The sequence below is a fragment of the Bradyrhizobium sp. NAS80.1 genome, assembly GCF_001908205.1.
In the GTDB taxonomy this organism is placed as follows: domain Bacteria; phylum Pseudomonadota; class Alphaproteobacteria; order Rhizobiales; family Xanthobacteraceae; genus Bradyrhizobium.
Map to the genome: position 1 here is coordinate 45,911 of NZ_LGHL01000146.1, position 11,891 is coordinate 57,801.

The 11,891-nt window shown below is 64.0% G+C and carries 10 protein-coding genes and 1 pseudogene; 7 read left to right on the forward strand and 4 right to left on the reverse strand.

The window, feature by feature from the left end; translation table 11 throughout:
• Nucleotides 1-36: 36 nt before the first annotated feature.
• Nucleotides 37-852, forward strand: a complete 816-nt coding sequence (gene xth, locus AC629_RS30510) for an exodeoxyribonuclease III (RefSeq protein ID WP_084808553.1) — start codon at nt 37-39, stop codon at nt 850-852.
• A gap of 57 nt (nt 853-909) precedes the next feature.
• Here xth and AC629_RS30515 read toward each other — a convergent pair whose 3' ends face one another.
• Nucleotides 910-1,353, reverse strand: a complete 444-nt coding sequence (locus AC629_RS30515; RefSeq protein WP_084808554.1) for a Crp/Fnr family transcriptional regulator — start codon at nt 1,351-1,353, stop codon at nt 910-912.
• 60 nt (nt 1,354-1,413) lie between these two features.
• Entirely contained in the window at nt 1,414-2,100 is a 687-nt protein-coding gene (locus tag AC629_RS30520) for a response regulator transcription factor (RefSeq protein WP_008142830.1), read from the reverse strand.
• A gap of 202 nt (nt 2,101-2,302) precedes the next feature.
• Between AC629_RS30520 and AC629_RS30525 the strand changes: the two genes are divergently transcribed.
• Together AC629_RS30525 and AC629_RS30530 are read left to right on the forward strand one after the other, a co-directional pair.
• Complete coding sequence (locus AC629_RS30525) at nt 2,303-2,872, forward strand: L,D-transpeptidase family protein (protein WP_084808555.1); 570 nt, start codon at nt 2,303-2,305, stop codon at nt 2,870-2,872.
• A gap of 6 nt (nt 2,873-2,878) precedes the next feature.
• Nucleotides 2,879-3,665 (forward strand): annotated as a pseudogene (locus tag AC629_RS30530) (2-keto-4-pentenoate hydratase).
• A gap of 185 nt (nt 3,666-3,850) precedes the next feature.
• Here the strand turns inward: AC629_RS30530 and AC629_RS30535 are convergent.
• On the reverse strand, nt 3,851-4,540 hold the full coding sequence (locus AC629_RS30535; protein WP_084808556.1) for a YggS family pyridoxal phosphate-dependent enzyme: 690 nt from the start codon (nt 4,538-4,540) through the stop codon (nt 3,851-3,853).
• A 107-nt stretch (nt 4,541-4,647) separates the two neighbouring features.
• Here AC629_RS30535 and AC629_RS30540 point away from each other — a divergent pair, with 107 nt between their 5' ends.
• Nucleotides 4,648-6,345 carry a sensor domain-containing diguanylate cyclase gene (locus AC629_RS30540; RefSeq protein ID WP_084808588.1) on the forward strand — a complete coding sequence of 566 codons (1,698 nt, stop codon included), beginning with the start codon at nt 4,648-4,650 and terminating at the stop codon, nt 6,343-6,345.
• A gap of 2 nt (nt 6,346-6,347) precedes the next feature.
• Here AC629_RS30540 and AC629_RS30545 read toward each other — a convergent pair whose 3' ends face one another.
• Nucleotides 6,348-7,394 (reverse strand): GGDEF domain-containing protein, encoded by a 1,047-nt coding sequence (locus tag AC629_RS30545; protein ID WP_210419128.1) that lies wholly within the window; start codon nt 7,392-7,394, stop codon nt 6,348-6,350.
• 193 nt (nt 7,395-7,587) lie between these two features.
• Between AC629_RS30545 and leuS the strand changes: the two genes are divergently transcribed.
• The 3 genes from leuS (at nt 7,588) to holA (ending at nt 11,840) form a co-directional block, all read left to right on the forward strand.
• Nucleotides 7,588-10,212, forward strand: coding sequence for a leucine--tRNA ligase (gene leuS, locus AC629_RS30550; RefSeq protein WP_084808557.1), 2,625 nt, complete (start codon nt 7,588-7,590; stop codon nt 10,210-10,212).
• Nucleotides 10,199-10,750, forward strand: a complete 552-nt coding sequence (gene lptE, locus AC629_RS30555) for an LPS assembly lipoprotein LptE (protein WP_084808558.1) — start codon at nt 10,199-10,201, stop codon at nt 10,748-10,750. The genes leuS and lptE overlap by 14 nt, the downstream gene beginning before the upstream one ends.
• Before the next feature lie 61 nt (nt 10,751-10,811).
• Nucleotides 10,812-11,840 carry a DNA polymerase III subunit delta gene (holA, locus tag AC629_RS30560; RefSeq protein ID WP_084808559.1) on the forward strand — a complete coding sequence of 343 codons (1,029 nt, stop codon included), beginning with the start codon at nt 10,812-10,814 and terminating at the stop codon, nt 11,838-11,840.
• Nucleotides 11,841-11,891 lie beyond the last annotated feature (51 nt).

Below are 11,891 nucleotides of genomic sequence, written 5' to 3' on the forward strand. Positions count from 1 at the left end.
GCCCACCCTACGAGAGCTTGCTAAGACGCATCCCTCATGCGTCTTTCCCTGACAACCTGGAACATCAATTCGGTGCGGCTGCGCATCGACCTGGTCGCGAAATTTCTCAAGAGCACGCGGCCGGACGTGCTGTGCCTGCAGGAGACCAAGTGCATCGACGACGCCTTTCCGCTGAAGCGATTCAAGCGGCTCGGCTACGAGCATGTCGCGCTGAACGGGCAGAAGGGCTATCACGGCGTCGCCATCGTCTCGAAGATTCCGTTCGAGTCAAAGGACATCCGCACCTTCTGCGACAAGATCGACTCGCGCCACATCTCGGTGTCGTTCGGCGAAAAGGCCAGCATCGCAAAGCCGCTGGTGCTGCATAATTTCTACGTTCCCGCCGGCGGCGACATTCCCGACCCGGCGCTGAACGAAAAATTCGATCACAAGCTTCGCTTCCTCGACGAAATGAAAGCCTGCGAGCCGTTGCATCCGCGCGGTGAGGATCGCCACATCCTGGTCGGCGATCTCAACGTCGCCCCGCACGAGAACGACGTGTGGTCGCACAAGCAGCTTCTGAAGGTGGTCTCGCACACGCCGATCGAAACCGAGAAGCTCAAGGCAGCGCTCGATGCCGGCGAGTGGGTCGACGTTGCGCGCGAGCGCATCCCGATGTCGGAGAAGGTCTACACGTGGTGGAGCTACCGGTCCGCCGACTGGACTGTCGGCGACCGCGGCCGCAGGCTCGATCACATCTGGGTCTCGCGCGCGCTGAAGGATGCGGTCAGTGATTTCAAGATACTGCGCGACGCGCGGAGCTGGGAGCGACCGTCGGACCACGTGCCGGTGACGGTGACGCTGGAGGTTTGATCGTCGTCATTCCGGGCTCGCGACTTCGTCGCGCCCCGGAATGACGAGCGGAGAGACCTAGGACGTCAGCTTCGTGCCCGCCATCAGGATATCGCTGGCGATCTGGCTGGAGCGAACCGCGAATTCGTCGCGGAGGCGAAGGGCGGCGGCGGGGTCGCTTTCGAGCACGCGCTGAAACAGGCTGCGTGCGACGCGGATGACTGTGGAGGGCTCCAGCGCGGTCGCGGTCGACGGCCGCTTCATCGGCACGACCAGCGCGAGCTCGCCGATCAGTGCGCCGGGACCTGCGATCATTTCGGCGCCGGCGCCGTCGTCGACCCGGAAGGCGCCACGCTGGACGACGAAGCCGGCATCGGCATTATCGCCGAGATTGAACAGGACGTCGCCGCGGACGAAGTCACGCTGCTCGGAACCGATCGCCAGCATGCGCAACGAGGCGTCTCCCAACAGGCGCAGTGTCGGGACACGCTCGAGAATCGCTACGTCGTCGTCGATTGACATTCCGGTCCGAGGCTTAGGGAACGCGCAAATTTACGACGAATCGCGCGTTTCCGGAACGTATCACGGCACCAACTTGTAGCCACCGGCTTCCGTCACCAGGATTTCCGGGTTGGCGGCATCCTTCTCGATCTTCTGGCGAAGGCGGTAGATGTGGGTTTCCAGCGTGTGGGTGGTGACGCCTGAGTTGTAGCCCCAGACCTCCTGGAGCAGGGTCTCGCGCGAGACCGGCATCTGGCCGGCCCGGTAGAGGAAGCGGAGGATGGCGGTTTCCTTCTCCGTCAGCCGTACCTTGCGCGCATTGGCCGCGGTCAGCATCTTCGAGCCCGGACGGAAGCTGTAGGGGCCGACCGAGAACACTGCGTCCTCGCTGGCCTCGTGCTGGCGAAGCTGGGCGCGGATGCGGGCCAACAACACGGCGAAACGGAAGGGCTTTGCCACATAGTCGTTGGCGCCGGATTCCAGCCCCAAGATCGTGTCGGAATCGGTGTCATGCCCGGTGAGCATGATGATCGGAGCCTTGAAGCCACCCTTGCGCAGGGAGCGGACCACCTCACGGCCGTCGGTGTCGGGCAGCCCTACATCCATCAGGACGAGATCGGGAGAATTGGCCTTTGCAGCGCTTGCGCCCTTGGCGCCGGTATCGACGGCGGAGGCTTCAAATTCTTCGTGCAGCGATAATTGCTCCACCAACGTATCGCGCAGATCGGTATCGTCATCCACGATCAGGATCTTGCGGGCATTGGCCATAGGGTATCATCCTTTTGGGGTCGGGCTCGGCGCGCATGCATGCCGCACCCAGCCGCGAGGGGAAGTTAGGGGTCGCCGTTATTATTGTTATTCGTGTTGAAGTAGTGGGCTGTTACCGATTCACAAGCCAGAACCACTCTAACCCAGAATAGCTGGGCGTTTTGATGAATGTCCTGTAATGAATTCGACATTGCACGTTCACATGAAAAACAAAGCTGCTTCAGCTAGTTACAGCCGAAATCGAAGCTCCGGACCGCTTTCGGCGATCCGCGTTCGGCCTGCCGCGGGTAATCCGCGCCGGGGCTGGCTGACGGCCGGACACCTGACGATACCGGTGGCGCTGGGGCGCGGCGGCATCCTGGCGAACAAGCGCGAGGGCGATGGCGGCACGCCAAGGGGCAGCTACCGGCCGCGGCAATTGTGGTGGAGGGGCGACCGGCACAGCCGCCCGCAGACTTTTCTGCCCGCCCGGGCCATCGGCAACGCGGACGCCTGGTGCGAAGACCCCGGAGATCGCCATTACAATCAGCCCATCCGGCTCGGACGGGAGCAGGGCGGCGACCGGCTCAAGCGGGCCGACCATCTCTATGACTTCATCATCGAAATCGACCACAACACCAGGCCGCGAATCACCGGCCGCGGCAGCGCGGTGTTCTTGCACCTGGCCCGCGACAATTTCGGGCCGACCGCGGGCTGCGTCTCCATGACGAAATCTGCGATGCTGCAATTGCTGCGGCGGCTGGGACCACAAACAAAAATCATCATCGGGTGAGGACAGATGCTGGACAAGGATCAGATCGCCGCCGCATCGCGCGTTCTCGTTCAACATTGGCGCGACGGCACCAAGCTGGACGCGCTGGCGGCAAATTTGCGCCCGCAGAGCCGCGCCGAGGGCTACGCGGTTCAGGCCGTGCTTGAGGCGCAGTCGCTTGGAAGACTGTTCGGCTGGAAGATCGCGGCAACGAGTGAGGCCGGACAGAAGCACATCAACGTCGGGGGACCACTGGCCGGACGCATCATGAGCGACACCGTGATCGCCGATGGCGGCACGGCGTCGATGAAGGGCAACGAGATGCGCGTCGGCGAGCCGGAATTCGCCTTCCGCATGGGACGCGATCTGGGGCCGCGCGCGGCACCGTACAGTGTCGATGAAGTGCTGGCCGCCGTCGAGAGCTTGCATCCGGCGATCGAGATTCCCGATTCGCGATTTGCCGATTTCGTCAGCGCGGGCGAGGCGCAGCTGATCGCCGACAATGCCTGCGCGCATCTTGTCGTGCTGGGCGCAGCGAGTTCAGCGAACTGGCGCGCGATAGATCTCGTCGAGGAACGGCCGCAGATCACATTGCGGGGCGAGCGCTATGTCGGCCACGGCAAGAACGTGCTCGGAGACCCCCCGCGTTGCGCTCGCCTGGCTTGCGAACGAGCTGCGCGGGCTCGGCATCACCTTGCGGGCAGGGGAGGTGGTGACAACAGGCACGTGCCATCCGCCGCTGCCGATCCAGGCCGGTGATCATTTTGCCGCGGATTTCGGTGTGCTCGGGAAAGTGTCGGTGAGGTTCGCGTAAGTAGTCTCACACTCCGCTGTCGTCCCGGACAAGCGAAGCGCAGATCCGGGATCCATAACCCCAGGGAGAAGCTTGGCGAAGACTGAGGGTTACCTAACTTTCGTCGGTACGAACACCGCCCACCAATCAGAGATCACGCGGTATGGGTCCCGGATCTGCGCTGCGCTTGTCCGGGACGACAACAACTACCTATGTCCGAAGATCGCACTTCCCACGCGCACATGCGTGGCGCCCAGCATGATGGCGGTCGCAAAATCCGCGCTCATGCCCATCGAGAGCTTCTTCAATCCGTTGCGCTCCGCGATCTTGGCGGTCAACGCGAAATGCGCCGCCGGCGGTTCGTCGACCGGCGGAATGCACATCAACCCGGAGATCGTGAGCCCATAGGTGTCGCGGCAGCTCGCGATGAAGGCATCGGCCTCGGCGGGGGCGACGCCGGCCTTCTGCGGCTCCTCGCCGATGTTGATCTGGACGAACAGTTCCGGATGCTTGTTTTGAGATTCGATTTCCTTGGCTAACGCCTGGCAAATGCTCGGACGGTCAACCGAATGGATGGCATCGAACAGCGCGACCGCCTCTTTCGCCTTGTTGGATTGCAGCGGCCCGATCAGATGCAGTGCAATACCGGAATAAGCAGACGTTAACGCTGGCCATTTGCTCTTGGCCTCCTGCACCCGATTCTCGCCGAATACGCGCTGCCCGGCGTCGATGACCGGTGTAATTGCATCCGCGGCGAAAGTCTTCGACACCGCGATCAGCGTCACGGAGGCACGGTCGCGCCGCGCATCCTTGCAGGCGCGCGCGATTTCGGCTTCGACCGCGGCGAGCGCGTTTGGTGAATGGCCGGTTACCGGCGCGGCGTTGGCTTCTGTCATGACGTCGATTGGCTGTGTCTGTAACCGAGGTAAGTCCAATTTTACCGAGTTCAAGAAAGAGTTTTTGAACCCTTCGCTTTACCTTGCCCATGGGGTGGGTAACGAAGATGGCAAACGTCAGTTTCAACCGCAAACGAGCGAAACTCAAGCAGGTTCTCGGAATCCGGGCGCGGCTTGCGTTGCTCGCGGTGATTCTGGTGACGCCTTTGATGTTCGAGCGCATCCGATCGCTCGAGGATACGCGCGCGCGGCAGATCGCGCAGGCGGCAGCTGAATTCACCACCATTGCAAGACACAGCGCCGATGCGCAGCGCGAGGTGATCTCGTCGGTCGAGACCATCCTGAAATCGGAAGCCTTCATCCGCGCCTCTGCCGGCGGCATCAGCAAGAGCTGCGACGTGCTGCGCGCGAGCCTGCCGTCGAACCTTCCCTGGATCCGCACGCTTCTGATCGCCGGTCAGGACGGGCGCATCCAGTGCGCCACCAACAACATGTATGTCGGCCTCGACCTCAGTGACCGGCCTTACTTCCAGCAGGCGCAGGAAACCGGCCGCTTCGTGCTGAGCGATTTCATCCTATCGCGGCCCGTCCCGACACCGACCGTCATGGCGGTTTATCCGGTGTCCGCCTTCAGCGGCGTCGCGGATGCCGTCGTGCTTGCGACCGTCAACCTCGACTGGATGTCGAAGGTCATGAGCAATCTCGGCGGCCGCGCCGGCATCGCCGCCGTGCTGGTCGACAGCGCCGGCACCGTGCTGGCCGCGCCGGCCGACCAGCACAGCGCGGTCGGCCGTCCTCTCGACAACATGCCGCTGATGTCGGCGATCGCCGACCGGGCGCTGCGCTCGGACCAGGATGAGGGCTCACTTTCTTTCCTGGCCGCCGACGGCAGCCGCCGCGCGGTCAGCTATATCCGCATCGCGGGCACCAATGCCCGCCTGATCGCCAGCATCGACGAGGACAAGGTGTCTGCGGCGGTCAGCCGCGATATCCGCACCGCCTATCTCCAGCTCGCTTTCGTTGTCGTGTTCGTCCTGCTCGGCGCGCTGATCGCGGCCGAGAAACTGGTGATCAAGCCGATCGAGATGCTCGCGGACATGGCCAAACGTCTTGGCGAAGGCGACTTGTCGGCGCGCGCGGCACGCAATCGCCTGCCGTCGGAGTTCGTGGCGCTGGCCCGCGCGTTCAATGCCATGGCCGCGCAACTGAGCCAACGCGAGCGCGAGCTGGTCGCGAGCAACGACCGCCTGACGGTGATGGCCTCGATCGACATGCTGTCGGGGCTGGCCAATCGCCGCGGCTTCCAGAGCCGGCTCGATTTCGAATGGATGCGCGCGCAGCAATATGGCAACGACCTCGCGCTGCTGATGATCGACGTCGACCATTTCAAGCTCTTCAACGACACCTACGGCCATCTTGAAGGCGATTCCTGCCTGACCAGGCTCGGCGAGTCGCTGTCCGGCATTGCCGCCGACACGATGGGCTTCGCGGCGCGCTATGGCGGCGAGGAATTCTGCCTCCTGCTGCCGAACACCGATGTGAACCGCGCCGTCGAAATCGGCGAACAGGTGCGTGCGGCCGTGCTGAAGCTGTGCCTGCCGCACATCACGTCCAGCCATATGATCGTCACCGTCTCGATCGGCGTCGCCGCGGCGCGGCCCAACGAGAGCTTGCGTCCAGGTGATCTGATCGAAGCCGCCGACGCCGCGCTCTACGCTGCAAAACACCGCGGCCGCAACAACGTCGTCGAGCACGGCGTGCAACCGATCGAGAACGGCGCGGCGGACATGATGCTGGCGGGCTGACGTTAGCCTGCAGCGATGGCGCGATCGAGCTCGTTCTCAGTCACCACGCGATTGCGGCCGCCACCCTTGGCGAGATAGAGCGCACGGTCGCAGCGTTCGATGAGATCGCTCATCGCTTCGCCGGCCCGGTACTGCGCCACGCCGATCGACACGCTGATGTTCGGCAGAACCTCGCCGATCGAACGTCGCGTGATCTTGCAGTCCGCGATAGCGCGCCTGATGCGCTCGGCGATCTCGGCACAGGCTGCGAGATTGGCATCCGGCAGCACGGCGATCAGCTCCTCGCCGCCGTAGCGGGCCGACAGATCCTGCTCGCGAACCTTATCGCGCAGCACCTCTGCCATCAGGCGCAGCACCTGGTCGCCGACGCCGTGACCGAAATTGTCGTTGAAGGTCTTGAAGTGGTCGATGTCGAGCATCAGCACGCTGAGCGGCTCGCCCCATTCCGCAGTCGCCTGCGCCTTGCGCAGGAATTCATCGAGCGCCCGCCGGTTCGCCAGCCCCGTCAGCGTGTCGGTCCGGGCGCGCTCCTCCGACCTGGAGAGCGAATCGCGGATCACGTCGAGCTCGCGGGTCTTTTCCGCAAAGCCTGCCTCAAGCCGTGTCGCCCTCGTGGCGGCGCGGGCCAGCTCGTTCATGAGCTGGGCGACCAGCGCCTTCGGATCGACACCGGCCTTACCCTGGTCGGCAACCTTGCTGATCGCCTGCATCTGCGAATGGTTGTCGGCGATCGCGGTCGCCAGAAACTCCTTCGCCGCGCCCATGAGGGTATGCAGCCGCTCGGACGTGTCGATGGCGGCGGCACTCACCTGGGGCGCGACGTAGGTCCTGAACAGATCCTGATTGGTCCTGACGTCGAAGGGACGATTGTGGTCAATCAGGAGATCGATGGCGTTGCGCAGGTCGTCATGGCTGCCCGCGAAATATTGGAACCAGACGGCAAAATTGGTCGGCGTCGGCGCAATCCGCTGTTCGGCCATGCACCGCATCGCCCGTCCGGCCATGGATGCGGCATAGTCGTAATCGGGATCGTCGAAACTGGAATCCATCGCCTGGCACGGGTGCTGTTGGCGGGCAACCTCGCACCGACCCCTTAATCCGATGCCAATAGGTTCCTCCGTAGTTTTGCGGAGCAGCATTGCGGGGCCCCTCTGCCGGCGGCAACCCATTGACCCCTTGAGGACTTCTATGGCCTAGTCCGCCGTCTTTAGACGGCCGCATCCGAGAAAAACCAACGATTCCATGACCTCCGAACGCTATAACGCCCGCGACGCCGAACCGCGCTGGCAAGCCGCCTGGGACGAACAGGCAATCTTCGTCTCGAAGAACGACGATTCGCGGCCGAAATACTATGTCCTCGAGATGTTCCCCTACCCGTCCGGGCGCATCCATATCGGCCATGTCCGCAATTACACGCTGGGCGACGTGCTGGCCCGCTTCATGCGCGCAAAGGGCTTCAACGTGCTGCACCCGATGGGCTGGGACGCTTTCGGCCTGCCGGCCGAGAACGCCGCCATCGAGCGCAAGGTCGCGCCCAAGGCCTGGACCTACGACAACATCGCCGCGATGAAGAAGCAGCTCCGCTCGATCGGGCTGTCGCTGGACTGGAGCCGCGAGATCGCGACCTGCGATCCCTCCTATTACAAGCACCAGCAGAAGATGTTCCTGGACTTCCTGCGCGAAGGCCTCGCCGAGCGCGAGAAGCGCAAGGTGAACTGGGACCCGGTCGACATGACCGTGCTCGCCAACGAGCAGGTGATTGACGGCAAAGGCTGGCGTTCCGGCGCTGTCGTCGAGCAGCGCGAGATGAACCAGTGGGTCTTCAAGATCACGAAGTATTCGCAGGAGCTGCTGGCCGCGCTGGATACGCTGGATCGCTGGCCCGACAAGGTGCGGCTGATGCAGCGCAACTGGATCGGCCGCTCAGAGGGCCTGCTGGTCCGCTTTGCGCTCGATGCCGAAACGACGCCCGCCGGCGAGAACGAGCTGAAGATCTTCACGACGCGCCCGGACACGCTGTTCGGCGCCAAGTTCATGGCGATCTCGGCCGATCATCCGCTGGCGCAGGCCGCAGCCGCGAAGAACCCTGAGCTTGCGGAGTTCATCGCCGAGATCAAGAAGATCGGCACCGCGCAGGAAATCATCGACACCGCTGAGAAGCAGGGCTTTGACACGGGGATCCGCGCGGTCCATCCGTTCGATCCGAGCTGGAAGCTGCCGGTCTATGTCGCGAACTTCGTGCTGATGGAATACGGCACCGGCGCGATCTTCGGCTGCCCCGCGCACGACCAGCGCGACCTCGACTTCGTCAACAAGTACAATCTCGGCAACACGCCCGTCGTGTGCCCCGAGGGCCAGGATCCGAAGACGTTCGTGATCACCGACACCGCCTATGATGGCGATGGCCGCATGATCAATTCGCGCTTCCTCGACGGCATGACCATCGATCAGGCCAAGGAAGATGTAGCGAAGCGTCTCGAGGGCGAGCTGCGCGGCAATGCGCCGGTCGGCGAGCGTCAGGTGAATTTCCGCCTGCGCGATTGGGGCATTTCACGCCAGCGCTATTGGGGCTGCCCGATTCCCGTCATCCACTGTCCGAAATGCGATGTGGTGCCGGTGCCGGATGCCGACCTGCCGGTGAAGCTGCCCGACGACGCCACCTTCGACAAGCCGGGCAATGCGCTCGACCATCACCCAACCTGGAAGCACGTCACCTGCCCCAAATGCGGTGGTAAGGCGCAACGCGAAACCGACACCATGGACACCTTCGTGGATTCGTCCTGGTACTTCGCGCGCTTCACCGATCCCTGGAATGAGAACGCGCCGACGACGCCCGCAGTCGCCAACCGGATGCTGCCGGTAGACCAGTATATCGGGGGCGTCGAGCACGCGATCCTGCATCTGCTCTATAGCCGCTTCTTCACCCGCGCCATGAAGGCGACCGGGCATGTTGCGCTGGACGAGCCGTTCGCCGGCATGTTCACGCAAGGCATGGTGGTGCACGAGACCTACCAGAAGGCCGACGGCACCTATGTGCAGCCGGTCGAGGTGAAGATCGAGGGCGCTGGCAACGACCGCCGCGCCACTCTGATGACAACGGGCGAAGACATCCAGATCGGCGCGATCGAGAAGATGTCGAAGTCGAAGAAGAACACGGTCGATCCCGACGACATCATCGCGACCTACGGTGCCGACGTCGCCCGCTGGTTCATGCTGTCGGACTCCCCGCCCGACCGCGACGTAATCTGGAGCGACGAGCGCGTCCAGGGCGCCTCGCGTTTCGTACAGCGGCTGTGGCGTCTGGTGAACGACGCTGTCGAACTCGGCAAGGGCGCCCCTGCGGCCCGGCCGGCCTCGTTCGGCCCAGACGCGACCGCGTTGCGCAAGGCCGCCCATGGCGCGCTGGACAAGGTCACCACCGGAATCGAGCGGCTGCACTTCAACGTCTGCCTCGCCCATATCCGCGAATTCGCCAATGCGTTCTCCGAGGTGCTGCAGCGCCCCGGACAGCCGGCGGCCGACCTCGCTTGGGCAATCCAGGAGGCCAGCCAGATTCTGGTTCAGCTGTTCTCCCCGATGATGCCGCATCTGGCCGAGGAGTGCTGGCAGGTTCTGGGCCACAGCGGGCTGGTTTCCGAGGCCAACTGGCCCCAAATCGAACGCGATTTGCTGGTTGAAGACAGCGTGACCCTGGTGGTCCAGGTCAACGGCAAGAAGCGGGGTGAGGTCACGGTTGCAACAGTGGCCCAGAATCCAGAAATCGAGGCTGCCGTTTTGGCCCTCGATGCGGTAAAGCTGGCGCTGGACGGCAAGCCTGTCCGCAAGGTGATCATCGTTCCCAAGAGGATCGTGAATGTTGTCGGCTAGGATCCGCATCGCAGCCCGCTTGCTGGCGGTCGCCGCACTGGCGGCGCTGACGGCCGGCTGCTTCCAGCCGATGTATGCCGAGCATACCGACGGCACCCCCGGCCTGCGCGAGAAGCTGATGGGGGTCGACCTTCCGCCGATCGACAAGGCTAATGCCTCTCGCGAGGCCCGGGTCGGGGTCGAAGTCCGCAACGCGCTGGCGTTCAAGCTCTACGGTACGGCGACCGGCATGCCGCCGACCCACCGCCTGGTGATCCGCTTCAACACCAGCAAGACGTCCCTGATGATCAATCCCAGTACGGGTCTGCCGACCAGTGAAAACTACGGCATCGACGCCCAGTACAATTTGATCGAGGTGGTCACCGGAAAGTCGGTGATGACCGGCACGACGTTCGCGCGCGTGTCCTACGACATGCCCGGCTCCTACCAGCGTTTCAGCCGCAACCGCGCGCTGCGCGACGCCGAGGATCGTGCGGCCAACGAGATCGCCGAGAACATTACGACCCGGCTCGCCTCGTTCTTCACCGCGGGTACCTGATTCATTCCCGTCATTCCGGGGCTCGCGAAGCGAGAACCCGGAATGACGTTCGTGAGGCCCGATGGTCGCGCTGCGCGGAAAAGAGATCGACGCCTTCCTCGCCCGCCCCGATGCGGGCCGTCCGATCATCCTGCTCTATGGTCCCGACGCGGGCCTCGTGCGGGAACGCGCCGATGCACTGATCGGTTCGGCTGTGGACGATCCCAACGACCCCTTCTCTCTGGTCAAGCTTGACGGCGACGAGCTTTCCGCCGAGCCGTCGCGCCTCGTCGATGAGGCCATGACGGTACCACTGTTCGGCGGCCGACGCGCCATCCGCGTCCGCGCCGGCTCGCGCAGCTTTGCCAGCGGCATCGACACGCTGGCCGAGATGGGCGTGAAGGATTGCCGCATCGTGATCGAGGCCGGCGAGCTGCGCCCGGAATCGCCGCTGCGCAAAGCCTGCGAGCGCGCCAAGACGGCCGTAGCGATCGGCTGCTATCCCGACACCGAGCGCGACCTCGCCAAGCTGATGGAAGACGAGCTTCGCATCGCCAATCTGCGCATCGCGCAGGACGCCCGTGCCGCGCTGATGTCGTTCCTCGGTGGCGATCGTCAGGCCTCGCGCAACGAGCTGCGCAAGCTCACGCTTTATGCCCATGGCAAAGGCGAGATCACACTGGACGACGTGATGTCCGTGGTCGCCGATGCGTCCGAGCTGAAACTCGATCCGATCGTGGATGGCGCCTTCGCCGGCCGGCCCGACATCGTCGAGACCGAGTTTGCGAAGGCCATGATCGCCGGCACCTATCCCGGCGTGATCATCTCGGCCGCTCAGCGCCAGGCCGCGTGGCTGCACAAATCCGCGCTCGCGATCGCCGACGGCACGCCGGCCTCCGCCGTGCTCGACGGCGGCTTTCCGCGCCTGCATTTTTCGCGAAAGCCGGCGGTCGAAACCGCGCTGCGCAATTTCAGCGTGGCACGGCTCGCCGCCGTCATCGAGCAGCTCGCGACCGCCGCGCTCGACACCCGCAAGCAATCCGCCCTCGCCGCCGCCATCGCCCAGCGCACGCTGATGGCGATCGCCGCGAACGCGAAACGGCGGGGGTAGTCCTTCACTCTCTCCACGTCATTGCGAGCGTAGCGAAGCAATCCCGAGTCT